This window comes from Occallatibacter savannae (assembly GCF_003131205.1).
GTDB classification, from domain to species: Bacteria; Acidobacteriota; Terriglobia; order Terriglobales; family Acidobacteriaceae; genus Telmatobacter; species Telmatobacter savannae.
The window spans coordinates 188,992-213,669 of the sequence record NZ_QFFY01000005.1 but is presented as its reverse complement, the minus strand read 5'-3'; the positions used below and the strand labels follow the sequence as shown (position 1 = coordinate 213,669).

Sequence of the window (24,678 nt, the reverse complement as noted above, 5' to 3'; positions counted from 1 at the left end):
TTCTTGTCAAAACGAGAGGTCGAGATGAGTCGGTTCTGTCGATTGAAAACATGTGCAGGTTTTGCCTTAATGGCGCTCGTGTGTGCGGTTCTCGCCGTTGCCCAGGGCCCTTCCCCCAACGTTAGCGTCTATGCCACAGGCTTAAACAACCCACGCGGCCTCACATTCGGCTCCGACGGTCTCCTCTACGTAGCCGAAGGCGGCGCTGCCGGGAAAACTTCCACGGTCGGCACCTGTGAACAGGTCCCGGATCCCATCGGACCTTACACGGGAGGCTACACCTCTCGGATCTCAAAGATCGACTCACACGGAAGTCGCATGACCGTGATCGACGGACTCCCCTCCAGCCAGACCAATCAGGGCAACCTGGTGAGCGGCGTAGCAGACATCAAGTTCATCGGGAACACTCTCTACGCAGTTACAGGCGGATCCGGCTGCTCTCACGCCCTCGAAGGCACAACCAACGGCATCTTCAAAATCAACTCGAACAACACCTGGACCATGGTTGCCGACCTCTCGGCTTTCCAGAAGGCTAACCCCGTTGCCGTCCCCGACCCCGACGACTTTGAACCCGATGGCACTTGGTACAGCATGGTCGCCGTCCGCGGCGCGCTCTATGCCGTTGAAGCCAACCACGGCGAAATTGACAAGATCTCGCTCGACGGAACGATTACGCGAATCGCCGACATCTCCGCTACGCAGGGCCACATCGTCCCCGCGGCAGTCGCTTATCACGGCAACTTCTATGTCGGGAATCTCAACCCGTTCCCCATCCAGGAAGGATCATCGAAGATTCTCAAGATCACGCCCAGCGGCCAGGTTGAGACAGTTGTCACCGGCCTCACCACCGTGCTCGGCGTCGCTTTCGATCACGACGGCTATATGTACATCCTGGAAAACACAACCGGCAATCTCTTCCCCACGCCCGGCACCGGCAAGGTTCTCAGAGTGGTTGACGGCAATCTGCAAGAGATCGCGACCGGCCTCTTCCTGCCCACCGGGATGACCTTTGGACCAGACGGCGCTCTCTATGTCTCGAACGTCGGCTTCGGCCCTCCCCCGATCGGCCTCGGCCAGATCGTCAGAATCACGGTGCCGCCCGTCGACTAGTCGACGACTTGACAGTCCTCCAAACCATGACGCGCTCTGCCCCAGAACGCACGAGCGCGTCATGGATTTTTTCGCTCGCGGCCTTCACCACGCCTCCACCGGGCCCTTTAACACCGCACAGCATCCTTGAACCCATGGTGGACGCGTGCACGTCACGTCGTACGGGAGAAAATGTTCACCGGTTGATTTCCCGAGAGCTGAAAGCTGAAGGCTGAGAGCTAGCCTCTAAAAGCGGAAATACGCCCCAATCATCGGCTGCGCCGTGTGCGTAAATCGATCGGTCGACGTATACAGCTTGGTCAGATCCGGCGCCTTGTAGAGATTTCCACGGTATTGAAACCGCAGTCCCAAATGCGGGAACACTCCCCAGTCCAACCCCGCGCCGTAAACGAACACGCCCTTCGTCGAGGTACTCGTGTTCGTCTGGCTGCTGTCCGGCTGATTCAACAGCAACCCTGCGCCGCCCAGAACAAAGGGCCGCAGATTCGCGACGTGCACCGAGACCAGCCAGTCCGCCGTGATCTCGTGCGCATTCGCCCTCACCGTTTCCGGCGTGCATGGCACTCCAATCGCGCACGTAGCCGTGCCTGCCGGACGTGAATACGTCTGGTTGGCGCGGTTATAGGAGTAGGTCGCCTCATACCCCACCAGCGGATTCGAGATGTGCCGCAGCTCGATGATGCCGCCTGCCGAGTTCGCCGGGCTCTCAACCGTTCCGTTCCCGGTCGTGCGTCCGCTGAACGCCCCGTACAGGCTCAGCCCCAAGTCCGTCTGCGCAGACCCCGAAAGGCTCATCATGCACAACCCGACAAGAAGCAGGAATGCTCGAAGAAAGAATGTCCGCATTTTCATCTCCTCTTGGATGCTTTTCTCGCGATCATGCGCGGAATAGGGGAGCGCTCGCGAGGGCCCGAATACGTGCCCGGATTGTCCAGAAACGTACCTAATCCGTATCCGGTCACGTGCCTTAACCCTCTATGGACGCAGAAGTCGTCCCAAGGTGGCCTGCAGAGGTTTAGTTGAGTGATTACCGACGTCCAATCTCAACCATCTGCGTCATGCCGGGCTGCCAGATTAGCGCGTGGCTGTGCCCAATTGACGGCCGATACTCTGCGCGTTCATCGCGCGGCCTCACCGCGCGATGAGTGGGCGTTTCAATATATGCCCTAGATCGCCCGCAGCATCCGCACCGGCAGGAAGATGATCGCGCTCACCAACTCCAGCACTCCGCCGACCGCGATCCCCACGATCCGAAACGGGATGAGCAGCAGCCACACGATCGGGTATGCAATCAGAGCCAGCAGCGCCAGGGGCCAGCACATTACCAGCAGAATGCACCACAACAGAAACTTGATCATAGCGTCCCCCAAACTCGGTCAACCACACATACGTCGAGTGGCGCCGTACAGTTCCGTTACTTCTTCACCGTTGCAGTCTTCTTGCGGCCGGCGGCCGCTCCTGACTTTGCCGGCTTCTCTCCAGTTCCCGCTCGCGCCGCCCTATGGTCCCGGATCACCCTCTTCCGCTCCGTTTCCACCAACTCAAGTAACGTCCTGGTCCGCTGCGGCAGCTTCTCAAGCGTCAGTGCATGAGCCCGCCTCAACTCCGCCTCGATCTCGCGCGGTCTCAGTGCATCCCACCGCTCCAGCATCACCCAGTGCGCTCTCGCCAGGTGAGGAGCCGGCACGACCCCATCGCTCTCCAGCAACTCGTGATACCGCTCCGCCCCGCAGTGAAACATCAGCACTCCCGCGCCCGTTCCATCAAGGTCCGTCATCGCGAACATCTTCCCCCCGATCTCCCGGTCTGCGGCCCAGTACACCAGGTAGTGCCCCCAGTTCAGCGTCTCCGCCACATGCGGCAGGCCCATGCAGATTTCTCTAACCCGCTCGTTATCCATGCCCGAGAGTGTAGCCCCGAACTGATGTCCGTCTTATGTTTGCTGCTCCCTTTTCTTGCTCCCTGCCCGATCTGAATCTGACCCTTATCTCTGATCCTTAATCATTCCACTTGACATCACACACTATGCGACATACAGTATGTGAAGTACAGTACGAGGGCGCAATTAATGTCCGCAGCCGAAAACACCTTTGAGAACCTCCGGCTCGAGCTCCGGCGCGGATGCCTTACCCTCGCCGTCCTCGCTCAGCTCCGGCAGGAACACTACGGCTACACACTCCGCAAAGACCTTGCCGAGCGGGGACTTGAAATCGACGAAAGCACTCTTTACCCCCTCCTCCGCCGTCTCGAAACCCAAGGGCTGTTGGTCAGCCAATGGCGCGAAGAAGACAAGCGCAACAAACGCTTTTACCGCCTCTCACCCGATAGCGAACAGATTCTCGCTCGCCTCCTGGACGAGTGGAACGCGATAAACGCCTCGATTTCCCGCATCCTCGACGCCGCTCAAGAAAAGGTCGCTCCCCATGCCGACAACCAGTAAGGACACCACTATGGAACTCCTCGATCGCTACCTGCAGGCCGTCAGAAAATACCTGCCGTTCCGCCGTCAGGACGACATCATCGCCGAACTCCGCGCCAACATGGAGTCGCAGATCGAAGACCGCGAGTCCGAACTCAACCGTCCCCTCACCCAGGGCGAGTTCGATGACTTCCTGCGCAAGATGGGTCACCCCCTCGTCGTCGCCTCGCGCTACCAACCCCAGCAATACCTGATCGGCCCGACGCTCTTCCCCATGTACTTCTACGTGCTGCGCCTCGCATTGCTCTGGGCCTTCATCGTCTGCATGATCGTTGCAGCCGTTGTCACGCCGCTCACGCAGTCTGGTGGGCAGGCTGTTATCGATGCGCTCTTCCGCACTCCCGGCATTCTCATTCAGACCGCCGCATGGATCACGCTCGTATTTGCCGCGTTCGACTTCGCCCGCAGCCGCTACCCAGAAACCTGCGCGCAGATCCCCGGCGTAAACCGCAACTGGAATCCCAGTTCTCTCCCCCCGCTCGAGAAAGCACCTCACTCCGGCAAGCCGCGATCATTCACGCAGATCGTCATCGAGATTGTGATGGGAGTTCTCTTCCTGGGCTGGCTGCTGATCATTCCCCATCATCCGTTCCTGCTCATGGGACCCGGCGCTGCCTACCTTGAGGCCGGACCGTTCCTGCTCGCGCCCGAATGGTGGACATTCTATTGGCTCCTCATCGCCGTCAACATCATGCAGATCGCATGGAAGTGCGTTGAGCTCGGCCGCGGCACCTGGCAATGGCCCTCGCGCTTCCTCGGCATAGTCAGCAAGGCTGTCGGGCTCATCCCCATCGTCTTTCTACTTTCGGTTACTGACCATCGCTACGTTCTACTCAAAAACCCTGTAACCGACCAGCTGCACTACGGTCAGAATCTGCACCAGGTCAACTACGGCCTGTACTTGGCCTTTTCCGTAGTGTGCGCAATCGTCGCCCTGCAGTTGGCCTTCGACATCGGCCGATGGGCAGTGGAGATCTATCGCAGACCTGAAGTGCGCCCCTGACCTGGCTCAGAAACTACCAGTCAAGAACCGAATCTTATTCGCAAACCTCACCTCACAGGAGGAACCATGCGCGCTCGAATCGTCCGCTACGTAGATGCACTCTTCCTTGGCATGATCCTTGGACTCGTTTTCGTATCGCTCGTACACGCATCCTAGTCACCCCCCACCAGACCAGCCCTTCTTCAGCTACATCAACTGGCACCCATGACAAAAGCGGCGCGCCCAGTGGGTGCGCCGCTTAACTGATCACCGAGAACTGATCGCTGACGACTGCTCTTACTGTTTCCCGAACCGATAAACCAGCCCGAACGTCGCTCCAAGATTGCGTTGGAACGAGCCAAATCCCGTTCCCATCGCCTCTGGGGCCAGCCGCAATGAGATGCTCGGCGTCAAGTTCGCTTCACCGATAATCGCAGCGGAAAACGCATAGGTCGTGCTGTCTGGATACAGCCGGCATTGCTGTCCTGGCGGGCAGATCCTTCCAAAACCGTTTGTATCCGCTTCAAAATTGCCCATCCCCGCGCCACCGAGCACCCGCCCCGCTATGGAGTACTTCGGCCGTAGCTTGAAGCGGTACACCGGGCCCGCCATGAAGTCGTAGGTGCTGATCGCCGGACGCGTGATGGAGCTGAAGTTCAGCCCTACAAAGGCCGTCCCGTAATTGCCTCGTCCGTCAATCGTGATCCCCAGCCGATCGTTGTACCACCGCGTCAGCCCGAGATCGAACGCGTACATCGTCGCGTTCTGCAGTGCGGGACCGGGCTTGAAACGCTGGTATCCAGATCCGATGAAGAGCTCGTATCGCTGCGAGTAGGTGTCGCGAATCGCCTGCACTCGCCGGGCTTCTCTGCGCGCGCGAATGCGCCCTTGCACGCTTACCGGGCCCGGCTTCTGACCTTCGCCCTGCGCAGCCGGCGCCTGCGGGGCCGGGGTCTGCTCCTGTGTCGGTTGACTGGTGCTGGAATCCTGGCCAAACGCTGCGACGCCAGAAACAAGCGAGATAAACGCCAGAGTTGCTACAGCACGGCGAAACGAAAACATCGAACTTTCCTTACCTCCAACACGGATGCCCTCGGATACTCATCCGTGGGGTAATACGCTGACCGCTCGAGCGAAAAACCCGAGCAAATTCTCGCGCGCGATTTTCCTGCCTTAATTATCGCAAACCGAACCCAAACCAACCTTTACCGCGACTGACTTCTTTTGGACGCACACCGGTGCTTTTTGCAGCCAACTCCGCCGTCATGCTCTACGATGAAATTCTGAGGAGGCGTTAACAAACGCATGCGCTTCATTCTTGGACTGATCATCGGGCTCGTTCTCATCCCCCTTGCCGTGCTGGTGTACTTGATGTATGGCAAGGTGCCGGTGGCCGTCGATGACCCGGCCTTCCCGCATGAGCGCCAACTTGTTCATATTCCCCTCGACGCCCGTGTCCAGCGCGAAATGGCTGGCACCCACATGGAGCCGGACGCACAGAACCTCACCGCCGGTTCCCGCGTCTACGTTGAACGATGCTCCGTATGCCACGGCCTTCACAACCATCCATCCGCGCTCGGCGCTCACATGTACCCCGACGCACCTCAGCTGCTCGAGCCGCATCGCAACAAGCCCGAAATCGTCGGCGTAAGCGATGACCCTGTTGGCGAAACCTACTGGAAGGTCGAGAACGGAATCCGCCTCACGGGCATGCCCTCCTTTAAAACCCAGCTCAGCGATCCCGAGATGTGGCAGGTCAGCCTTTTCCTCGCCAATGCCAGCAAACCCATGCCGCAGCCCGCTCTCGACATCCTGAACCGCGCCCCTTCTCCACCCAGCGAAGCGCCTACCCACCCCGGCACCGCCGAACCAGCCCACCAGGACTAGCGCTGGCTGCCCCATAGCCCGCCCTGAGCGTAGCCGAAGGGTCTCCCTCTTTTGAGACATGGGAAGCGAAGTGGAGAACCGGAGGGGACAGTGGCATTCATGCTACTCGGACAAACCAGTAGAAAAGGACATGCGGGCTTCAGCCTTAGATTTCTACACTCTGCGATACTCTTAATGAAGAACTCCCATGTCCCTTCTCGACTCATTCCGCAAAGGCTTCCGTTTCTTTCTCATGAGCTTCGGCATCTCCAGCTCAAAGAAGCCGGCCTCGAGTTCAAAACCCAATCCTCGCCCGTGACCACTAGCCGCAGAGCTGCACCCTTCCTCGTCCCACTGAATCTAATAGTTTGAAGAGACAGGATTGAATGGCTATTGAACCCAAATCCCGCTGGCGCGCATTCTGGGACTGGTTCGTCCTCTTCAGCGGCATCTCCACCGCCTCCAACCTCTCCCGCACCCGTCGCGACCCCGTTCGCCGCCGAGGCCTCTTCCTCTTTCGCAGCAATTCCAAGTAGTTTGCACGCGAGGGTCTCTACTCACGACTCACTAAGCTCTTCGGAATACCCGCATCCCCTCGACTGACAACTGAGAACTGACGACTGTAAACTGTCTCTATGTCGATCACGCGCGCCCAGGCCCTCGATTACTTCAACTCCCCTGACCTGATCGGCCTGGGGTTCGAGGCTGATGCCGTGCGGCGCCGCCTGCATCCCGAGGGCGTCGTCAGCTACATTATCGATCGCAACATCAACTACACCAACTTTTGCACCGAGTACTGCACCTTCTGCGCCTTCTATCGCCCCCTTAAGGGGCCTCGCGCTGACGAAGGCTACATCCTCGAGTTCGAAAAGATCTACGAGAAGATCGCCGAGACCCAGGAGATGGGCGGCACCGGCGTGCTGATGCAGGGCGGCATCCACCCCGACCTCAAGATCGACTGGTTCGAACGCCTCTTTACCGGCATCAAGCAGCGCTTCCCCAAGATCTGGCTCCACTGCCTCTCGGCATCCGAAGTCCTCGCCATCGCCGAGTACTCCGAGCTCGATCTGCGTACCACCATCGCGCGTCTTCGCGATGCCGGCCTCGATTCCATCCCCGGAGGCGGCGCTGAGATCCTCGACGACGACGTCCGCAAGCGCATCGCCCGCCTCAAGTGCCGCACCGAAGACTGGCTCAGCGTGCACCGGACAGCCCACCAGCTCGGTATGCGCACCACCGCCACCATGATGTTCGGCGTCGGCGAGACCTTCGATCAACGCATCAATCACTTCGAGGTCGTGCGCCGACTGCAGGAAGAGACCGGCGGATTCACCGCCTTCATCCCGTGGAGCTTCCAGCCCAAGTACACCGCTCTTGGCGGCCGCGGGTGGGACGAAGCTACCTCAGTCGAGTACCTCAAGGTCCTCGCCATCTCCCGCCTTTATCTCGACAACATCGAGAACGTGCAGGCCTCGTGGGTCACGCAGGGCCTCAAGGTCCTCGAGCTTGGCCTCCACTTCGGCGGCAACGACGTAGGCTCCGTCATGCTCGAAGAGAACGTCGTCAAGGCAGCGGGCACATCCAACTGCACAACGGAAGAAGAACTCCGGCGCATCATCCGCGACGCCGGCTTCAAGCCGGTCCAGCGCGACACCCTCTATCGCACCATGTTCCTCAACTAGCTAGAAAAAGCTCGGCCTACATCAGATCTGTCATCCTGAGTGCACGGGGCCCACGCGTTTTCTTCAGCGTGGGGGTGGTAAGCGAAGGATCTGCTTTTTCGGTTGCGGGTACTCTATCCTGACGGGTGCCCCAGGTCTCGCTTCTGAGACCTGGGAAAGACTCCGCTCGTGCACCCTCACTTCGCCAGCGAATAAATCACGTTGATATCCGTCGTCACCTCCACCGGATTCCCATTGACCGTGTACGGCTTATAAACCCACTGCCGCACCGCATCCAGCGACGACTGCTGCAGCTCCTTCGGCCCTGAGACCACCTTCAGGTTCTCGACATGCCCGTCCACGCCTATAACCGCGTTCAGCACGACCTTGCCCTGAATCCTCGCTGCCTTCGCCTCCGGCGGATATACCGGCGGGACCTTCGTGATCAGATTGTTCTGCATCTTCTGCGCCGGAACCGAAGTGGGAATGCTCTTGGAAGCCGTCTTCTCTCCCGAGCCCTTCTGATCCACGCCAACCCGCAACGCCACCGCCGAAGTTGCCGCCGCAACTCCGAGTACAACGCATGCGCCGAGTGCCATAACGCGGCGCGCGTGTCCGATCTCCATTTTCATCTCTGTCAGCTTCATAAGTCTCCTCTCCAGCGTGCTTGAATCGAACACTCCAATTGCATACGGAACTCGAACCGTCTTGCCCTGCAGCAGCAGCTCCGCCAGCCGCAGCAGTGATTGCGCGTACACTTTGCTTCCTGAAATCTCAGCCGCCATCGCGTCACAAATCATCTCGCGTGTCTCGGTCAGCCTCTGTTTCGTGAACCACACGGCGGGGTGGTAACTGACTGCAAGCGAGATGAGCTCATACGCAACATTCTTCGCGAAATCCATGCGCTTTACATGCGCCAGCTCATGGCCGATCACCGTTTCCATCTCGCCGTCCGCCAGGTCCGCAATCATCTCCGCCGGCAGCAGCACGCATCTCTTCGCAATCCCCATCGTCAGCGGCGCAAAGATATGTCGCGACGAGGCCAGTTCCACGGACGCCGCACCAATCCGCTGCACTCCGCGCTCCCAGGCGATCCCCGCAACACCGCTCAGCGAAACAGCCTGCGCGCTCTGTTGCAGGTCAGCAAGCCGCATCCATCGCCAGGCAAACCGCGCCGCAACATACAGCATTCCCGTCGCATACAGCCCGGTCACAGCAGCAACCAGCACAGAAGGAATCGCCATCCCACCCGACGCGGTGCCGCCGCCCACCTGCACCATCACGCTGCCTTGCTCCGCCTGCTGCGCATGGAGATGCCACGGCCACGCCACCTCCATGCTCTCCCAGGGCAGCAGCGAAATCGCCGGCACCATTGCCTCGCCCAGAAGCGCCGCAACCCACACGCGATGCTCCGCTCCCGGCCCCAGCGGCCGCACAACCCGCGCCGCCATCCACGCCGCCAGCATTATCAGCGGAACCTGCCAGAGCGAGTTCACAACATACGCCATCACAATGGATTCCGCTCCGTTCATTTCTCCTCCTCCGCGCCCCTGCTGAACTTCTCCGTCAGCTTAGCCAGCCGCTTCGCATCGATCTGCCGGCTCTTCAGCAGGCTCATCACCAGCTCCTCACTGGACCCGCCAAACATCCGGTCGATCATGTCGCGCAGGCTCTGCCCCACTGCCTTCTCCTCGCTCACCTTGGCGCGATACACATAAGCCCGCCCCTGCAGCTCGCGCTCGAGCTTCCCTTTCCGCTCCAGGATGTTCAGCATGGTCTGTACCGTCGTGTACGCCAGTGCCGGCTCCAACTCCTCTTGCACATCGGTCACCGTGCTGGCGCCGCGCCGCCATATCACCTGCATGATCTTCAATTCCAGTCTCGTCAGCCCGTTCTTTGCCGGCCTTCCGCCCATGCCGACCTCCTATAGTCTTAGGACATTACTCCCATTCCAACGCCGCGTCAACTAAGTTTTTAGGACCTTTCTCGAAATGAAGACGCCCCGGCCAACCCGCCAGCCGTCTGCCCCATTCCAAGTTCGTTGGATTACAAGGTTGAAGATACCTACTTAGTGATGAGGTCTCCTGGCGTGACGTCTCCCTTAAAGTTCTGCTCCCTCGCATCTCTGCTGTGCTGTGTCGTCTTCCTCACGTCGTGCGGGAGCTCCAAATCCGGCAGTTCCAACACCGGCGCGCCTTCCTCATCCTCCTCGCCTGACTTTTCACTGGCCGTCTCGCCGACCTCTGTAACGCTGCAAGCCGGGGGCTCCGGCGCTGACATTACAGTCTCGGCAAACGCCATTAACTCCTTCAGTGGATCGGTCTCCGTCGCAATCACCGGGCTGCCGCCAGGCGTAAGCGCATCTCCAAGCACAGTGAGCGTCACGCCCGCAGCGTCGCAGAAGGTCACTCTCACCGCTGCTTCCACTGCCTCCAGTGCAACCGCCAACATCACATTCACCGGTACATCGCCCGGCCTTTCACACTCTGCGACCGTCGCTACAACCGTTCAGTCAGCATCGCAGCCTCCGACAACAAATCCCGCGCCGGACATCACCACCTACCACGACAACAACATGCGCGACGGCCTCAACGCGCAGGAAACCACGCTCACTCTCGCCAACGTGAACTCCACCCAGTTTGGCAAAGTCGGCTTCGACACCGTTGATGGCCTCGTGGACGCGGAGCCGCTCTTCCTGTCTGGCGTCAACGCAGGCGGGTCCACGCGCAACGTCCTCTATGTCGCCACAGAACACGACAGCGTGTACGCCTTCGACGCCGACACCGGCACGCAGATCTGGAAAACCTCCGTCCTAGGCTCCGGAGAAACCACCAGCGACGACCGCGGATGCGGCCAGGTAGGCCCCGAAATCGGCATCACCGCCACTCCCGTCATCGACCGCAAACAGGGCCCGAATGGAACCATCTACGTCGTCGCCATGACCAAAGACTCAACCGGCAACTACCACCATCGTCTCCACGCGCTCGACATCACCACCGGCGCCGAGATCTCCGGCAGCCCCACAGAAGTCAATGCAACCTACCCCGGCAACGGCGACGGCTCAGCAAACGGCACTCTCACCTTCGATCCCAAAATGTACAAGGACCGTGCCGCCTTGCTGCTCAGCGGAGGCAACATCTACATGGGCTGGTCCTCGCACTGCGACTTCTCGCCGTACACCGGGTGGGTCATGGCCTACAGCGAGTCCACCCTGAAACAGACCGCCGTTCTCAACCTCACGCCCAACGGCGGCGACGGCTCCATCTGGATGAGCGGCGACGGCATCGCAGCTGACTCCGGCGGCAACCTCTTCCTGCTCGATGCCAACGGCAAATTCGATACTGCGCTCGACGCCAACGGATTCCCCTCGAAGGGCGACTTCGGCAACTCGATACTCAAGCTCAGCGCCGCAACCGGCAAAATCTCCGTCGCCGATTACTTCGCGCAGTACAACACCGTCTCGGCCTCCGGTGCAGATCAGGACCTCGGCTCAGGCGGCATCGTCCTCCTGCCCGACGTTACCGACTCCACCGGCGCCGCGCGCCATCTCCTCGTCGGCGGAGGCAAGGATCAAAACCTCTACATCGCTGACCGCGACAATCTCGGCAAATTCAACGCCGGCGGCACCGACAACCACAATCTCTACCAGGAACTCCCCGGCGTAGGTTCCATTTTCTCCACCCCAGCCTTCTACAACGGAGTCCTCTACCTCGGCACCGTCGGCAACCCCTTGCGCGCTTTCCCCGTCACCGGCGGCAAGTTCGCGACATCGCCGTCGAGTCAGACCGCGATCTCATTCGCCTACCCGGGAACCTCGCCCGCCGTCTCCTCCAACGGCACACAGAATGGAATCGTCTGGGCCCTCGAGTCCCACACCGGCTCGCCCGCCGTCCTCCATGCCTATGACGCATCCGATCTCACCAGAGAGCTCTACAACAGCAACCAGGCCACCGGCGGTCGCGACACTTTCGGTAATGGCAACAAGTTCATCACTCCGCTCATCGTCAACGGCACGGTCTACGTCGGAACTCCGAAAGGCGTGGCTGTCTTCGGCCTCCTAAGCAAGTGAAGAAAGGCGGAGCTGTGCCCGTCCATCGCAAAGCGATAAGCGGGATTGCACCGCTGTCGCTTCAGTGAAGCCGTTCGCCCCACGTCCCCCTTTGGAGACGTGCAATGCGGTAAGGCTCGCTTCATTGGCGTCCTTCCGAGAATCGTTGCTTCCCGGTGCGTTTCATGCCGTCCACAAAAAGCCTCAATCCTGCTCTCTCATGACCTTTCGGACGTTCTTTCTCTCCGCACTCAATCAATCTGCTTCTAACCAATGAGCTCACCCGCCGGACGCGAACATCGGCCGATGCAGCCAATCGAACCCAGGGAGAAGTCCGCTATGCGCATCGCCACCCGCCTGTTCCTCGCCGCTCCCGTTGCAGCTCTCGCTATGCTCGTCTCCGCGCACATCGCATCGGCACAAAACACGGAGACCGTCGAAGCCGGCCACACCATCGTCACGTTCAGCAGCGACTTCATCTCCGCACTTGGAGCACTCGACGTCGCCCCAGGAACAGTCACACCGACTCGTTGGCATGACGGAGTTGTCAGCTTCCCTATCAACTCAGGAGCCCTCGACCTCGATACCGCCGCGGGCCAATTGCTTCACTCAGGCGGCCTCACCCTCTCATCCAACGCCGATCAGACGAAAGTGACGCTGCAGAGTTTCATCCTCACCACCACCGGAACACCCGTCATCACTGCGCTGGTATCTGTGAATGAAAGACTTATCGGCCGCATGCCCCTGTTCCGTCTCACTCTGCCCGCCGGACTCACTCTCCCGCTTGCGCCATCCAGCGGCCGCATCATCCTCAACGGTGTTGGCCTCTCGCTCGAAAGCGGCGCTGCAACCACGCTCAACAGCGTCTTTCACGTTTCTGCATTCCAGGGCGGACTGCCGATCGGCACGGCTAAGGTCGTCATTCATCTTGCGGACGACAGCGACACAGACCACGAGTAGGCACTCCCCTCGAGTCCTATATCCCGCATAGAAAGGCCCTGCTTCCGGCCGAAAGAAGCAGAGCCTTCCACGTTTCCGATCTCATGTTCCGCTCGATATCGTCTCGCTCCCGGTGATCAACATCTGCAGAACGCTGAGGACTTCACTCCCTGCATCGTCGCAATCGATACAGGACGCATTTTCAAGTATCCCGTTGATTCTCTCCGATACCGTACCGTCCCGATCAGGCTCTGCATAGGCCATCGACCAGTCTGCAAAATTGCGCTTCGCGATAGGTCTGCAACTCAGCACGGAGATCTCTGTATGACGCGGGTCGCTACGAATCTTTTCAAGCGTCGACTGCACTGAGGTCAGCGACCCTTCGAGAACCTGTGCGAAGAACCCTCTCGAAAACAGAAGAGCTCCGGTCACTTCATATTCCGGGTTCTTTTTCCGCGCGCTGTCCAGGATGCTGCGTATTTCTGCATCAACCTTGCGAGGCTCAACCGTACTTCGGCTGAAGTAAACCAGTGAAAACAGTTCGGAATCTGTCCCCATCCAGAACCTCCGTCCTGGGTACGTGCCTCGAATTCTAGCCTGCTCCCACAGATCCGGTGAAGCGCCAGTCCCCTCAACAGTCTGCCAAGGCCCACCTCTCCTCGGCCGCAATTAGTTGCTGTCCTTACCGTCTTCCACCGCAATTTCACGCAATCGACAAAACCGATCAATTCTCCTTTCTCATCACGAGTGCAGTTTTCTTTTCGATTCCGTTGAAACTCGGTTGCCTCTAATCAACAGTGCTCATGCCGCTCCGCTGCTTAACCGACCTGCACGAGCACAACAGACCCTGTGAGGGCGCAGGCTGCACCTTCACGCGATCGCAACCAATCCATGACAGCAAAGCCGCTGATTCATGAACGGAGAACTCTAGTGAAACGAATCTGCATGATGATTTGTACTGCCGTGCTGCTCACGCTGACCTTCAGCAGCAGCGCCTTCGCCGCCGACGCCAAGGACATTGTCGACACCGCTGTCGCCGCAGGGAACTTCAAAACCCTTGCTGCCGCGCTGCAGGCAGCCGGCCTGGTCGATACGCTCAAGGGCGCAGGGCCGTTTACGGTCTTCGCACCGACCGACGAAGCATTCGCCAAGCTGCCTGCGGGTACCGTGGAAGATCTGCTCAAGCCGGAAAACAAGCAGAAGCTCGTCTCCATCCTCACCTACCACGTCGTTCCCGGGCAGGTGATGGCCAGCGATGTTGTGAAGCTGCATGAAGCCAAGACGGTGAATGGTCAGGAAGTGAAGATCATGGCCGAAGATGGCAAAGTGATGGTAGGCGATGCGAATGTCACCAAGGCTGACATCCAGTGCAGCAACGGAGTGATCCATGTGATCGACACCGTGCTATTGCCCCAGTAGAAAGACGCGGAGCCTTGCTGGTGGGTGCCCCCGGTCCCTCGCAGTTGGGGACCGGGGCTACCCTTCAACGCTCGCAGAAATGAAAACGGGAGCCGCAGCCCCAGCTTCCCAAACTGACTCAGCTTCTACCGTCTCTCGCTCATATCCACATACTTCGACGGATAGACCGGCCCGATATAATCCGCCCTTGGCCGGATCAGACGGTTGTCATCCAGTTGCTCGATCACGTGAGCAGCCCACCCCGCAATGCGGCTCACCGCGAAGATCGGCGTATACAGGTCGATATCAATTCCCAGCGTCGCATACGTAGACGCCGAGTAGAAATCGACATTCGCGTTCAGTTTCTTGTCCTTGTTAATATAGAGCTCGATCGCCCGCGACATCTCATACCACTTCGGCTGACCGGCATCCTTCCCCAGCTTCTCGCTCATGCGCCGCAGATGCGTCGCCCGCGGATCCTCTGTCTTGTACACGCGATGCCCGAAGCCGGAGATCTTCTGCTTCGCCGCCAGCATGTTCTTCACGTAGTCCACCGGGTCGGCGCCGGCTTTATCGATCGTCAGCAGAAGCTTCATTACGCCTTCGTTGGCGCCTCCATGCAGCGGCCCCTTCAGCGCGCCGATGGCCCCCGTGATCGCTGAGTGAATATCCGAAAGCGTCGCCGCGATCACACGGGCCGCAAACGTCGAAGCATTCAGCTCGTGGTCCGCATGCAAGATGAGCGCAATATCCAGAGTGCGGGTAGCCGTCTCTGACGGCTTTACTCCATTCAGCATCCAGAGAAAATTGCCTGCATGGGAGAGAGTGCGGTCGGGGGGAACAATGTCGAGCTTCTTGCGGATCCGGTCGTAGATCGCCACGAGCATCGCGATCTGGGCTGTCAGGTTGTAGGCCTTCCGGACATTCGCATCATGGCTGTTGTCCTTCTCGTCGGCGTCATAAAAGCTCAGTGCAGACACCGCGGTTCGCAGCACCTCCATCGGAGTAGCCGAAGTCGGAAAGGTCTTCAGCATCTCCACAATGCGCTGGTCCACTTCGCGCGCCAGCGCTAGCTGCGACGAAAACTCCCGCAGCTCCAGCTCGCTCGGCAATCGCCCATTCCACAAAAGGTATGTCGTTTCTTCGAAGTTCGACCGCTCAGCCAGCTCGTGGATGTCGATCCCGCGATACGCAAGCACGCCCGCGTCGCCATCAATGAAACAAATCCCGGAATTGGCGGCAACAATTCCTTCAAGTCCCTTGCCAGCGACAGCGGTAGACATAGGCCTCTTAAAACTCCCCTCTTTGGGTGGTTGGATGCGATCTTGATTCAGCATTCGCGCAGGCTCAAAGCGGGGCCAGGCGAAGAAGGGGGTGAACCCTCGATAAGTGCCTTTATAAATGGTCGAATCTAGGGTTGTCACTTGCCCACCCGGGCCCATGCCGCATCGCGCTATGACGGCCAGACGCTCGAACCCGTATTGCCGGTGCGTCGCGAACTTCTGCTCGACCTGAGAACTCCAGGCTGAAAGCTCAGAGCTGACAGCTGCCGTATTACCTCCATGGCTCCCGCTGCGCAGCAATTCCTCCTCTTTTCGGGACCTCTCCTCTATAGTCTCAGTAGCCTTCCACAAGCCTTCTGAGTTGTCGCGAATCTGGCCGGACTGCGTTCCGCCGATCGCGGCCGATACTCACCCCGCTGTTTAGAGGAGACTCGAACGATGAGCGACGACAGAACCACAGTCATTGAATCCACTCCGGCCTACAGCGGCGCGTTGCTTGCCGCAATCGCCGTCGCGGTCCTTGCCGCCATCGGCGGCCTCATCTGGACCTATACCCTGAGCGGCCGCATCGCTCATCAAGAAACCGCCCTGGCGGAAGCCAATCAGCAGAACGCCAAACTCGGGGCCGAACTCCGCGAAACCAACGCGCGCCTCCGCGTCGCTACCGATGAGCTCGGCCGCAGCGTCGGACTCACCCAGAAGCAGCTGGACGAACGCGCCCACGAGATCATTGCCCGCCAGGCAGCCGACGCTCGACGCCTCGAAGCCGAGCAGAAACAGACCGCTCAGCAGGTCAGCGCCGTCCAGTCCGACGTCTCCGGCGTCAAGACTGACGTTGGCGGCGTCAAAACCGACCTGACCAAAACCCAGACCGACCTCGCCACGGCCGTAAACCAGCTTCAATCCATGAAGGGCGACCTCGACAGCCACTCAAGCCTCATCGCCCGCAATCGCGACGAGCTAGAGGTCCTCAAGCACAAAGGTGATCGAAACTATTATGAATTCACCTTGGCCAAGGGCCAAAAGAAGCCGGTTGGCACCGTCAGCCTTGAGCTAAAGAAGGCCGATCAGAAGAAGAGCCGGTTCACCCTCTCTGTCTTCGCCGATGACAAGCAGTACGACAAGAAGGACCGGTACGTGAATGAACCGCTCCAGTTCTACGCCGGCAAAGACCCTGCACTCTACGAGATCGTCGTGAACTCGGTCACGTCGAAGAACGCGATCTCCGGCTATCTCTCTACGCCAAAGGGCGCACCGATACCGCCTAACGTTCAGTAACCGCGCCCTTCCAGTCGACGGTCAGCGCCGGCAGATACTGGAAGTTGAACGTGTAGCTCAGCGTTTTGTGCGTCTCCCAATCCGCTTTCGTCATGCGGTACGAACACACAAAGGTTCCTTCCTTCGTTTCGCCCGGCTGAATCGTCAGGTCGGGCGAAATCGGTGGCGTATGCCATTGCTGCAAAGCGGGGTAGGCCTTGAACAGGCGCTCATAATCGGACGGCGTTGCAGCGTAGCTCGAGTGGATTCCGTCTGGCAGCGTCAAATTCGCCAGCACCTGGTGCAGAAAGATCGGCTGCTTGCCCTGATTGTGCAGCTTCACATGCGTAAACAGCAGCACCTGATCGATCGACTCCTTGGGGATCTCCGCCCCGTTCGCGTCCCACCCAGAGGTCTCGGTATGCATCGGATGCGCCCACACTTCCGCAATCTCGCCGGTCGCAGCAGGCGGTTTCTCCCCGGAGATCACGTAAATCGTGACAGCCGCCGACACCAGCACCACCGCAATCACCGTGGCCATAATCACGTGGCTCGTACCCTTTGTGTACGACTCCCCCGCAGCCTCTCGCGATTCCTGTTGAAGCAGACTCATAGCGCCCCTATCTTAGCCCCACCGCTTGTGAACAATCCACCACTGCCATCGCCCACAGCGGTGCGGGTGCCCCAGAGCCTGCCCTGAGCGTAGTCGAAGGGTCTCGATTCTGAAACCTGGGATACAAGTAACTCAGCCCTACCTTTTCCGCAACGCCCCCAGAAACTCCCCCGCCCCATGCGTATTCAACACATCCTCCTTCGTCAGCCACGCCCGCCTCAACTGCCGAATCCCATACTTCCACTCCCCTACCACCCGCGTCAGATGTGCGTCGCTATTGATGACGATTTTGCAGCCGCACTCTTTCGCCAGCCGCAGATCCTTGTCGCTCAGATCCAGCCGCTCCGGAGCGGCATTGTGCTCGACGGCGACACCCAGTTCCGCACACCGCCGGATCACCGCCCCTGTATCCATCGCATACGGCTCCCGCCGCAGAATCTGTCTCCCTGTCGGATGCCCCAGGATCCGTACATTTTTGTTCTCGACGGCCCGCAGCACCCGCCCCGTCATCTCCTCCCGCGGCAGCCCGAAGTGACTGTGCACGCTCGCAATCACGACATCCAACTGTGCGAGCACCTCGTCATCCATGTCGAGGCTGCCGTCGGCAAGAATGTCCACCTCAAGGCCCGGCAAGATTCGGATCCGCCCCTCCATCTGCGCATCCACTTCGCGAATCCGCTTCATGTGCTCCAGCGCCCGCTTCTCGTCCAAGCCATTTGTCATCGCCAGATTCTTTGTATGCTCCGTGATCGCGATGTACTCGAGCCCGCGCGCAATTCCCGCCTCTGCCATATCCAGAATCGAATTCCGGCCGTCTGTCTCCGTCGTGTGCATGTGCACGTCGCCCTTGATGTCCCCCGCCTCGATCAGCCTCGGCACCGCACGTTTCGCCGCCGCTTCAATCTCCCCCAAGTTCTCCCGCATCTCCGGAGGCATCCAGTCCATCTCGAGCGCCGCGTAGATCTCCTCCTCCGTCGCCGACGCTACCACGCTCTCGTCATCAAGTCTCGATAACGACCACTCGTTCAGTGTGTACCCCATCTTCAGCGCCCGTTGCCGCAGCACCACGTTATGCGCCTTGGATCCAGTGAAATACTGCAGCGCCGCCCCGTAGCAGCTCGAAGGCAGCAGCCGCACATCTACCTGCAGTCTGTTCGCGAGATGGAAGCTCACCTTGTTCTCACCCTTCGCAATCATGTCGTGGATTCCCGGATACGCCGCCACATACTCCACCGCCGCATCCGTACACCCCTGCGCGCACGCCGGCCCTGTGACCAGCAGATCCAGATCACCCGCCGTCTCCCGTCCACGCCGCAACGATCCCGCCGGAGTCACTCGCTCCACTCCGCTCATCGCCATCAGGTACGAGGTCAACCGCTCCGCCGCATCCTCCGCCTCATCAATCCGGAACCGACCCACCTGTCGCCGATAGTCCTCGATTCCCTTCTTGATCTTCTCGATCTGCTTCTCGCCCATCCGCGGCAGGCCCTTCAACCGCCCCGCCTCGATCGCCTCCGCAAGCTCATCGATGTTCTTGATCTTCCCTGCATCCCAGAGCAGCGCCACCGTTTTCGGACCCATCCCCGGCAGCTTCAGCAGCTCCAGCAATGCTGCCCCATACTTCGTCAGCAACTCATCCCGCACCGGCAGCGATCCCGTCGCCACAATCGCCTGGATATTTGCCGCCATCGTTTTTCCGATCCCCGGAATCGCTAGCAGCTGCGCCACATCCCCCGACACTGGCGCCAGGTCCACCGTAGTCTGCTCCACCGCATCCGCCGCATTGCGATAGCTGCGCACGCGAAAGCCATCGGCCCCATCGATTTCCATCAGATTGGCTGTCTCATTCAGAAGACCAGCCATCCTCGCGTTATCCATCGAAAGACTCTCCGCGATCAGTATCTTTCATCGACCCACTTCACGAATCTTTACAAGTCTTGATCGACCTTTACGTACTGCGCCGTCTCTCGTTGGTCTACTGAAGCAATCCCATACCACCTGAGGCATCGATGATAGGCGACACCGTGACGATCTCAACCTCTCGATCCGCGAAGACTCTGTTCACATTGACAGCTCTTCACTTTCTTTTCTTCTTCGCGAGCCTCGTCGCCATTCCCATCCTCGCTCCCGGCTCAAGGATTCCCAACCCATTCGCCAACGACGCAAACACGCGCACATTCTTCTTCACCGCCGCTTCCGCCATTCGAGTCAGCGACTTCCTTCAGCTCGCGTCCGCGATATGTCTAGGTTTTGCCGCCGCTCTCTTCAGCAGCGCACTACCCCCAGTTCATATTCGGGATACATCGAAGTGGCTAACCGCCGTGGGAGGCGCAGGCGCAGCCATCATGCTGGCTCTCTCCTCTCTTTTCTCATGGGCTATCGTTGCGCCGGGAGCGGCCGATCTCGGGCCTGCTCTCCACGCTTTTCAGTTCATCCCATTTCTGCTTGGCGGACCCGGATGGGCCGGCTTCTTCACCGTCTTCCTTACCGGAATCACGATCGGGAGTCGCGACCTTCTGCCCCGCTGGCTACTTGTAGCCGGCTACTTCCTGACCTTCGTCTCGGCGGCGGCGACACCGGTGCTGCTCAGCATCGCCTTCTCGCCCTGCTTGCCGATCGCCCGCTTTCTGGGCTTTCTATGGCTCATCGCAGTCTCGATCTATGTCATTCGAGGTCCGAAGGTATAGGCGAGTAAGCTCTAGGCGCCCCGAAAAGGGAAAGGGCCGGGAAGGTACACCCTCCCTGGCCCTGTGAGTCCAGAATGAAAGCACGTGGAGAACCGAGCTTCGTGAGTTTAGTTCAGTTGAGCGAAAGCTGGGCCCGGAGCAACGTGCTCCCGCACCGCCAGTAAGCGGCTGGGGAAGAACGCCCCAGAGTCCCCGTACTGCTAGGCAGCGTTGTGGGTGGCCGCGTCTCTCTGACGTATAACCGCATCCGCCTGAGGACCTTTTTGCCCCTGGACGATGTCGAACTCCACATCATCGCCCTCTTTCAGAGTCTTGTAACCATCCAGTTGAATTGCCGAGTAGTGGACGAAAACATCTGGCCCGTCATCACGTCCGATGAATCCGTAGCCCTTGGCGTTGTTGAACCACTTGACTTTGCCTTTGTACTGAGCCACAGGGTTTGCCTTTCTTGCCTCTTAGGGGGTTGGTGAGCAAACAATGGGGAAGCCAGCCCACCCTATCGACTATGACGCTCAATCTTTGTCAAAGGTTTATTGACTCATCCACAAGTTTGACAAAATGATCGGGCCGGCGAATCTCGCCGGCCCCGTCCAAACCCCCTGACCAAAGGTACTTACCTTAGCTCACTTCTTGCGTTTTTTCTCGAGCTTCCTGGCGTACAGCAGCACGCTGCAAAGCGTCTTGCCGTCCTTGATCGCGCCCTTCTCGATCATCTTCACGATCTCGGAGAGCTTCACCAGCCGGAACTCGATCTCTTCGTCCTCCTCCGGGTGCGCGTCTCCCGCGATCAGACCCTCAGCCTGGAAAACCTTCATCGACTCACCCAGAAAACCGGGGCTCCCGTAGTACTCCACAAGCGGCTTCCACTTCTTCGCGCGATACCCGGTCTCCTCCTCGAGTTCCCGCTGAGCGCCCACCAGCGGCTCTTCCCCAGCATCCAGCTTTCCCGCCGGCAACTCCCAAAGATATTGCTTCGCCGCATGGCGGTACTGCCGCTCCATCACAATCCAGGGATCCTTCTTGCTCTTCGACTTGTCGATCGCCAGAATCACTACGCTTCCGTTGTGCCGGATCACATCGCGCTCGCTCTTCTTACCGCCCGGCTCTATCAGCCTGTCGTGCAGAACCCGGAACAGCTTTCCCTGGTACACCACCTCCGAGCTCAACAATTCCTCGGTCTCGGCTCCCTGCTTGCTCGCCTTCTCTTTCGCCGGAGGCGTGTGTGGTTTCTCCTTCGGTGCCTTCGACTTCTTCATCTTCGCGGACTTTTTCGCCATCGCAGGAAAGCTCTCCTTCTCCACTCATTCAAAGTATATGCAACACGATGGGCGGAGTTATGCAGACCGAACCGGGTGCCCTCTGTCGCTCGCACTTTGGCACCGGCGGTCCCTCAATCTATGTACCGGGCGACGAGCTCAATCGATAGAAAAGTTGTGCCCCATTCATCGCGCAGCTTCATCGTGCCATGAGTGGGAACGTCTCTCGAAGGAGAACCCAACATGATCGCACTGCGACAAATCACTTCCTATGCGCCGCAGACCAGGGCTCATGATGGTGCTTAATCCAGCTCGTACGCGGAAACACCCGCGCGGCAAGGACAAACACCAGAATCATCGCCGACAAAATCAGAATCACGAATGTACGACACGCCATCTCGATGGAACTCGATCTCTACTTTTTAGCCTTTATGACAAACCGTTCTTCTCGTCTAGATCGCAATCTTTTCGGTCGTCGGACGGACCTTGCGACGTCGCCTGATAGCCCTTCCGTCCATATCCACTGTGATGGTGAATCTCATAGAAAGGAATCCACACTCTTCTGGGCCTATCCCCTGCCCAAACAGCTCGTCAGGACACGAACCTGCCTCCTGTGCCCTCTCCAACTCGTTCATTCCCCGTTCGATACCAGCAAATCCCACTTCTGTGGAAAATCGAGCGAAGAAAACCGATTGACCGCCCAGCTACAATGGACTCATGTCGATCAGCGCACCGAAGCCGGAACTCGCCAACGAACTCCGCTACGCACTTGATGTCATGGAAGAGAATTCCCACCTCGGTCTCGACGACGAGGCCGCCAATAGGCTCCGCAATATCCTCCTCCGGCGCATCAAGCAGGCTGAACTGACCTCCCGCCCCGCCGAACCCGTCCGCCTCCCCGTTTCCGAAAAAGCCTACGCCTGAGCGCGAGTCTCTCTCTTCCAGCGTCTGCCGCGGGCAAGAGTTGGTTATTGCCTATTCCCTACCCCTGTTACCCGATCCCCTTCCCGCTTGTCACCTCGTCACCTAGTCCCCGTCTTCGTGCATCGAATCCCCCCTTCATGGCATCCTTAACCCAGCCGCCTTGCGCAGCAATGTAGCCGTCTCGCGAAGCCGGACCGGATCTGTCCCCAAGGGTCAGCCAGACGAATCCACTCAGAAGGTACGCGTTGCCGAGTTCCGACTGTTTCCCCATCGATGTCGTTCCCGGACAGAGTCGTCTCTTCCTCGACTACTGCGCCGCGGCACCCGCCGTTCGGCCCTTCTACCCATCTCTCCCTCGCGAAACCGGATGGCAGCAGCGATGTCCGCGTCCTGACCACTGGAGCGAAATCGTAGACATCCTCGCCACGCAGAATCCCTCCGCATCCGCCCCGATCGCTGCCCTCCGTGCCGGAGCCGCCACCGTACTCACCGGACAGCAGGTCGGCCTCTTCGGCGGGCCTCTCTACACGCCCTTCAAAGCCGCAACTGCTCTCGCCCGTGCCCGCCAGGCCACCAATGCCGGACAACCGCACGCAGCCATTTTCTGGCTCGCGACGGAAGACCACGACTTCGCCGAAATCAACCACGTCGTCTTTCCGTCTCGCAAAGAACTCCGCAAGCTCGTCTACTCCAAATCTCCCGCCGCTCCCGTCCCCGCCGGTGGCGTCGTCATCGATGAAGCCATCGAGCCCCTCGTCGATCAGGCATGGGAGCTCCTCGGCGCCTCTGACGCCATGGACGCGCTCGTCGCTGCGTACAAGCCGGGCCGCACCTTCGGTCAGGCCTTCGCCGACTTCTACTCCAGAGCCTTCGCCGACCAGGGACTTCTCATACTCGATGCCTCCAGCGCCGAGATTCACCGTCTGGGCTCGCCCGTCCTCAAGGCCGCCATCGAACGTGGCGACGAATTGCACGCGGCGCTCCTTGACCGGAACAAGGCTCTCGAAGCGGCCGGCTACCACGTCCAGGTCGCCGTCACATCCGAATCAAGCCTCCTGTTCCTGCTCGACGAGCGTACCGGCGCGCGCCTTTCGCTAAAGCGCACCTCATCCAGCACCGCCGAGCCACAGGGCCTATGGCAGGCTGGCCGCGATCGCTTCACCACCGCCGACCTCCTCGGCATCTTGGCCGCAGAGCCCCACCGCATCTCTCCCGCCGCACTCCTGCGCCCCATCTTCCAGGACTACCTCCTCGGCACCTCGCTCATCATCGGAGGCCCCGCCGAGATCGCCTACTTCGCCCAATCCGCGGTGCTCTACGAGCGTATCCTCGGCCGCACCACCGCAGCCGAGCCTCGCCTCTCAGCTACGCTGATCGAGCCGGCCATCGCAGAGCTCCTCCACAAGCATGACCTCGGCATCGACCGCATCTTCCGCGAGTCAGCCGACTCTCTTGCGCAGATCCTGGCCGCTCGCGCCATGCCCGTCGAAGGCAAGCAGAAGCTCTCCTCCGCCGGCAACGCTCTCGATGCCGAACTTCAGCCTCTTCTCGACTACATGCGCGCCATGGATCCCGGACTAGGCCGCTCCGCCGAAACCGCTGCCAGCAAAATGCGCTATCAGATGAACCGCCTCCGCCGCCTCGCCGCCAACTTCGAAATGCAGCGTGAAGGCTCGCTTCGCCGCCACGCCGATGCCATTGAGCGCGCGCTCAATCCCGGCGGAGTACTACAGGAACGCGTGCACGGTGCCGCCTACTACCTCGCGCGCTACGGGTTCGAACTCAACGAAACCCTCACCGGACTCGCATCTGATCCCTGTCCCGGTCACAAAGCCGTCTGGCTTTAAGCCTCTGATCTTCGCCTCTATTGACGGTCAGCGCGAATCTGGCTCTAATCGTGCGCATGGATTACCGGCGGAAAAGCAGGATCGCCGCCCTCAAAGCGCGGTTGGAGATCTGCGAAGAGGAGAGACGCAAGCTCCTCTCGATCCTAACGACCACCGGAGCAAATCTCGGAAAGATCTCCTGGCGTGCCGAGGAGCTCGAAAAGGAATACCGCCGCCTCACCAATGAGCTGAAGATTCTCGATATCGCAGATCCCGAAGACGAAAGCTGACCGAAGACGAGTTGCTCCTAAGTTGGGTCCCATTCATCCGCAGTCTCATCGCGGATGAG

Annotated in this window: 26 protein-coding genes; 14 read left to right on the top strand and 12 right to left on the bottom strand. The window is 59.6% G+C overall.

Annotation, left to right across the window (positions count from 1 at the left end):
* Positions 1 to 69 precede the first annotated feature (69 nt).
* The gene (locus DHV10_RS18810; protein WP_204101468.1) at positions 70 to 1,110 is read left to right on the top strand and encodes a ScyD/ScyE family protein; all 1,041 of its coding nucleotides are present in this window, start codon (positions 70 to 72) and stop codon (positions 1,108 to 1,110) included.
* A gap of 225 nt (positions 1,111 to 1,335) precedes the next feature.
* On the opposite strand, the gene DHV10_RS18805 is transcribed toward DHV10_RS18810, so the two are convergent.
* The 3 genes from DHV10_RS18805 to DHV10_RS18795 form a co-directional block, all read right to left on the bottom strand.
* Positions 1,336 to 1,956: an outer membrane beta-barrel protein gene (locus DHV10_RS18805; RefSeq protein WP_162601666.1), complete on the bottom strand. Its 621-nt coding sequence runs from the start codon at positions 1,954 to 1,956 to the stop codon at positions 1,336 to 1,338.
* A gap of 320 nt (positions 1,957 to 2,276) precedes the next feature.
* Positions 2,277 to 2,468: a hypothetical protein gene (locus DHV10_RS18800; RefSeq protein WP_109487936.1), complete on the bottom strand. Its 192-nt coding sequence runs from the start codon at positions 2,466 to 2,468 to the stop codon at positions 2,277 to 2,279.
* 56 nt (positions 2,469 to 2,524) lie between these two features.
* Positions 2,525 to 2,980, bottom strand: coding sequence for an MmcQ/YjbR family DNA-binding protein (locus tag DHV10_RS18795; RefSeq protein WP_239461924.1), 456 nt, complete (start codon positions 2,978 to 2,980; stop codon positions 2,525 to 2,527).
* 198 nt (positions 2,981 to 3,178) lie between these two features.
* On the opposite strand from DHV10_RS18795, the gene DHV10_RS18790 reads away from it, so the two are divergent.
* Both DHV10_RS18790 and DHV10_RS18785 read left to right on the top strand, forming a co-directional pair.
* Complete coding sequence (locus DHV10_RS18790; RefSeq protein ID WP_109487934.1) at positions 3,179 to 3,550, top strand: PadR family transcriptional regulator; 372 nt, start codon at positions 3,179 to 3,181, stop codon at positions 3,548 to 3,550.
* Positions 3,534 to 4,592: a hypothetical protein gene (locus DHV10_RS18785; RefSeq protein ID WP_162601665.1), complete on the top strand. Its 1,059-nt coding sequence runs from the start codon at positions 3,534 to 3,536 to the stop codon at positions 4,590 to 4,592. Before DHV10_RS18790 ends, DHV10_RS18785 begins: the two co-directional genes overlap by 17 nt.
* Positions 4,593 to 4,868: 276 nt before the next feature.
* Here DHV10_RS18785 and DHV10_RS18780 read toward each other — a convergent pair whose 3' ends face one another.
* Positions 4,869 to 5,633, bottom strand: coding sequence for a hypothetical protein (locus DHV10_RS18780; RefSeq protein WP_109487932.1), 765 nt, complete (start codon positions 5,631 to 5,633; stop codon positions 4,869 to 4,871).
* Positions 5,634 to 5,876: 243 nt separating this feature from the next.
* On the opposite strand from DHV10_RS18780, the gene DHV10_RS18775 reads away from it, so the two are divergent.
* The 3 genes from DHV10_RS18775 to mqnC all read left to right on the top strand — a co-directional run bounded on the left by DHV10_RS18775 (position 5,877) and on the right by mqnC (position 8,119).
* Positions 5,877 to 6,458 carry a c-type cytochrome gene (locus tag DHV10_RS18775; RefSeq protein WP_109487931.1) on the top strand — a complete coding sequence of 194 codons (582 nt, stop codon included), beginning with the start codon at positions 5,877 to 5,879 and terminating at the stop codon, positions 6,456 to 6,458.
* A 365-nt stretch (positions 6,459 to 6,823) separates the two neighbouring features.
* Entirely contained in the window at positions 6,824 to 6,973 is a 150-nt protein-coding gene (locus DHV10_RS27260) for a hypothetical protein (RefSeq protein ID WP_162601664.1), read from the top strand.
* A 99-nt stretch (positions 6,974 to 7,072) separates the two neighbouring features.
* Complete coding sequence (gene mqnC, locus DHV10_RS18770) at positions 7,073 to 8,119, top strand: cyclic dehypoxanthinyl futalosine synthase (protein ID WP_109487930.1); 1,047 nt, start codon at positions 7,073 to 7,075, stop codon at positions 8,117 to 8,119.
* A gap of 176 nt (positions 8,120 to 8,295) precedes the next feature.
* On the opposite strand, the gene DHV10_RS18765 is transcribed toward mqnC, so the two are convergent.
* Positions 8,296 to 9,630: a M56 family metallopeptidase gene (locus tag DHV10_RS18765; protein WP_109487929.1), complete on the bottom strand. Its 1,335-nt coding sequence runs from the start codon at positions 9,628 to 9,630 to the stop codon at positions 8,296 to 8,298.
* Complete coding sequence (locus tag DHV10_RS18760; protein WP_109487928.1) at positions 9,627 to 10,013, bottom strand: BlaI/MecI/CopY family transcriptional regulator; 387 nt, start codon at positions 10,011 to 10,013, stop codon at positions 9,627 to 9,629. The genes DHV10_RS18765 and DHV10_RS18760 overlap by 4 nt, the downstream gene beginning before the upstream one ends.
* A 174-nt stretch (positions 10,014 to 10,187) precedes the next feature.
* Here DHV10_RS18760 and DHV10_RS18755 point away from each other — a divergent pair, with 174 nt between their 5' ends.
* Together DHV10_RS18755 and DHV10_RS18750 are read left to right on the top strand one after the other, a co-directional pair.
* Complete coding sequence (locus DHV10_RS18755; protein ID WP_239461922.1) at positions 10,188 to 12,167, top strand: outer membrane protein assembly factor BamB family protein; 1,980 nt, start codon at positions 10,188 to 10,190, stop codon at positions 12,165 to 12,167.
* Between the two features lie 318 nt (positions 12,168 to 12,485).
* The gene (locus DHV10_RS18750) at positions 12,486 to 13,106 is read left to right on the top strand and encodes a hypothetical protein (RefSeq protein WP_109487926.1); all 621 of its coding nucleotides are present in this window, start codon (positions 12,486 to 12,488) and stop codon (positions 13,104 to 13,106) included.
* A gap of 81 nt (positions 13,107 to 13,187) precedes the next feature.
* Here DHV10_RS18750 and DHV10_RS18745 read toward each other — a convergent pair whose 3' ends face one another.
* On the bottom strand, positions 13,188 to 13,643 hold the full coding sequence (locus DHV10_RS18745; RefSeq protein WP_109487925.1) for a BLUF domain-containing protein: 456 nt from the start codon (positions 13,641 to 13,643) through the stop codon (positions 13,188 to 13,190).
* A gap of 372 nt (positions 13,644 to 14,015) precedes the next feature.
* Between DHV10_RS18745 and DHV10_RS18740 the strand changes: the two genes are divergently transcribed.
* Positions 14,016 to 14,504: a fasciclin domain-containing protein gene (locus DHV10_RS18740; protein WP_239461920.1), complete on the top strand. Its 489-nt coding sequence runs from the start codon at positions 14,016 to 14,018 to the stop codon at positions 14,502 to 14,504.
* Between the two features lie 125 nt (positions 14,505 to 14,629).
* Here DHV10_RS18740 and DHV10_RS18735 read toward each other — a convergent pair whose 3' ends face one another.
* Complete coding sequence (locus DHV10_RS18735; RefSeq protein WP_109487923.1) at positions 14,630 to 15,766, bottom strand: citrate synthase; 1,137 nt, start codon at positions 15,764 to 15,766, stop codon at positions 14,630 to 14,632.
* 438 nt (positions 15,767 to 16,204) lie between these two features.
* Between DHV10_RS18735 and DHV10_RS18730 the strand changes: the two genes are divergently transcribed.
* Positions 16,205 to 17,044, top strand: coding sequence for a hypothetical protein (locus tag DHV10_RS18730; protein WP_109487922.1), 840 nt, complete (start codon positions 16,205 to 16,207; stop codon positions 17,042 to 17,044).
* Here the strand turns inward: DHV10_RS18730 and DHV10_RS18725 are convergent.
* Together DHV10_RS18725 and polX are read right to left on the bottom strand one after the other, a co-directional pair.
* The gene (locus DHV10_RS18725; RefSeq protein ID WP_162601663.1) at positions 17,031 to 17,636 is read right to left on the bottom strand and encodes a hypothetical protein; all 606 of its coding nucleotides are present in this window, start codon (positions 17,634 to 17,636) and stop codon (positions 17,031 to 17,033) included. The two genes, DHV10_RS18730 and DHV10_RS18725, sit on opposite strands and share 14 nt — an antisense overlap.
* A 138-nt stretch (positions 17,637 to 17,774) precedes the next feature.
* The gene (polX, locus tag DHV10_RS18720; RefSeq protein WP_109487920.1) at positions 17,775 to 19,514 is read right to left on the bottom strand and encodes a DNA polymerase/3'-5' exonuclease PolX; all 1,740 of its coding nucleotides are present in this window, start codon (positions 19,512 to 19,514) and stop codon (positions 17,775 to 17,777) included.
* 131 nt (positions 19,515 to 19,645) lie between these two features.
* On the opposite strand from polX, the gene DHV10_RS18715 reads away from it, so the two are divergent.
* Positions 19,646 to 20,323 carry a hypothetical protein gene (locus DHV10_RS18715; RefSeq protein ID WP_109487919.1) on the top strand — a complete coding sequence of 226 codons (678 nt, stop codon included), beginning with the start codon at positions 19,646 to 19,648 and terminating at the stop codon, positions 20,321 to 20,323.
* Positions 20,324 to 20,523: 200 nt separating this feature from the next.
* Here the strand turns inward: DHV10_RS18715 and DHV10_RS18710 are convergent, their stop codons facing one another.
* On the bottom strand, positions 20,524 to 20,757 hold the full coding sequence (locus DHV10_RS18710) for a cold shock domain-containing protein (RefSeq protein WP_109487918.1): 234 nt from the start codon (positions 20,755 to 20,757) through the stop codon (positions 20,524 to 20,526).
* 189 nt (positions 20,758 to 20,946) lie between these two features.
* Positions 20,947 to 21,600: an NUDIX hydrolase gene (locus DHV10_RS18705; RefSeq protein ID WP_109487917.1), complete on the bottom strand. Its 654-nt coding sequence runs from the start codon at positions 21,598 to 21,600 to the stop codon at positions 20,947 to 20,949.
* 696 nt (positions 21,601 to 22,296) lie between these two features.
* On the opposite strand from DHV10_RS18705, the gene DHV10_RS18695 reads away from it, so the two are divergent.
* From DHV10_RS18695 to DHV10_RS18685, 3 genes are all read left to right on the top strand, one after another.
* Positions 22,297 to 22,503 (top strand): hypothetical protein, encoded by a 207-nt coding sequence (locus tag DHV10_RS18695; RefSeq protein ID WP_109487915.1) that lies wholly within the window; start codon positions 22,297 to 22,299, stop codon positions 22,501 to 22,503.
* 245 nt (positions 22,504 to 22,748) lie between these two features.
* Positions 22,749 to 24,350, top strand: coding sequence for a bacillithiol biosynthesis cysteine-adding enzyme BshC (gene bshC, locus DHV10_RS18690; protein WP_109487914.1), 1,602 nt, complete (start codon positions 22,749 to 22,751; stop codon positions 24,348 to 24,350).
* A 20-nt stretch (positions 24,351 to 24,370) separates the two neighbouring features.
* On the top strand, positions 24,371 to 24,619 hold the full coding sequence (locus DHV10_RS18685; RefSeq protein ID WP_109487913.1) for a hypothetical protein: 249 nt from the start codon (positions 24,371 to 24,373) through the stop codon (positions 24,617 to 24,619).
* Positions 24,620 to 24,678: the final 59 nt, after the last annotated feature.

Coding starts and splice junctions, on each gene's coding strand:
- DHV10_RS18810 (WP_204101468.1), top strand. CDS start 70: ATGGCGCTCGTGTGTGCGGTTCTCGCCGTTGCCCAGGGCCCTTCCCCC.
- DHV10_RS18805 (WP_162601666.1), bottom strand. CDS start 1,956: ATGCGGACATTCTTTCTTCGAGCATTCCTGCTTCTTGTCGGGTTGTGC.
- DHV10_RS18800 (WP_109487936.1), bottom strand. CDS start 2,468: ATGATCAAGTTTCTGTTGTGGTGCATTCTGCTGGTAATGTGCTGGCCC.
- DHV10_RS18795 (WP_239461924.1), bottom strand. CDS start 2,980: ATGGGCCTGCCGCATGTGGCGGAGACGCTGAACTGGGGGCACTACCTG.
- DHV10_RS18790 (WP_109487934.1), top strand. CDS start 3,179: ATGTCCGCAGCCGAAAACACCTTTGAGAACCTCCGGCTCGAGCTCCGG.
- DHV10_RS18785 (WP_162601665.1), top strand. CDS start 3,534: ATGCCGACAACCAGTAAGGACACCACTATGGAACTCCTCGATCGCTAC.
- DHV10_RS18780 (WP_109487932.1), bottom strand. CDS start 5,633: ATGTTTTCGTTTCGCCGTGCTGTAGCAACTCTGGCGTTTATCTCGCTT.
- DHV10_RS18775 (WP_109487931.1), top strand. CDS start 5,877: ATGCGCTTCATTCTTGGACTGATCATCGGGCTCGTTCTCATCCCCCTT.
- DHV10_RS27260 (WP_162601664.1), top strand. CDS start 6,824: ATGGCTATTGAACCCAAATCCCGCTGGCGCGCATTCTGGGACTGGTTC.
- mqnC (WP_109487930.1), top strand. CDS start 7,073: ATGTCGATCACGCGCGCCCAGGCCCTCGATTACTTCAACTCCCCTGAC.
- DHV10_RS18765 (WP_109487929.1), bottom strand. CDS start 9,630: ATGAACGGAGCGGAATCCATTGTGATGGCGTATGTTGTGAACTCGCTC.
- DHV10_RS18760 (WP_109487928.1), bottom strand. CDS start 10,013: ATGGGCGGAAGGCCGGCAAAGAACGGGCTGACGAGACTGGAATTGAAG.
- DHV10_RS18750 (WP_109487926.1), top strand. CDS start 12,486: ATGCGCATCGCCACCCGCCTGTTCCTCGCCGCTCCCGTTGCAGCTCTC.
- DHV10_RS18745 (WP_109487925.1), bottom strand. CDS start 13,643: ATGGGGACAGATTCCGAACTGTTTTCACTGGTTTACTTCAGCCGAAGT.
- DHV10_RS18735 (WP_109487923.1), bottom strand. CDS start 15,766: ATGTCTACCGCTGTCGCTGGCAAGGGACTTGAAGGAATTGTTGCCGCC.
- DHV10_RS18730 (WP_109487922.1), top strand. CDS start 16,205: ATGAGCGACGACAGAACCACAGTCATTGAATCCACTCCGGCCTACAGC.
- DHV10_RS18725 (WP_162601663.1), bottom strand. CDS start 17,636: ATGAGTCTGCTTCAACAGGAATCGCGAGAGGCTGCGGGGGAGTCGTAC.
- polX (WP_109487920.1), bottom strand. CDS start 19,514: ATGGATAACGCGAGGATGGCTGGTCTTCTGAATGAGACAGCCAATCTG.
- DHV10_RS18715 (WP_109487919.1), top strand. CDS start 19,646: ATGATAGGCGACACCGTGACGATCTCAACCTCTCGATCCGCGAAGACT.
- DHV10_RS18705 (WP_109487917.1), bottom strand. CDS start 21,600: ATGGCGAAAAAGTCCGCGAAGATGAAGAAGTCGAAGGCACCGAAGGAG.
- DHV10_RS18695 (WP_109487915.1), top strand. CDS start 22,297: ATGTCGATCAGCGCACCGAAGCCGGAACTCGCCAACGAACTCCGCTAC.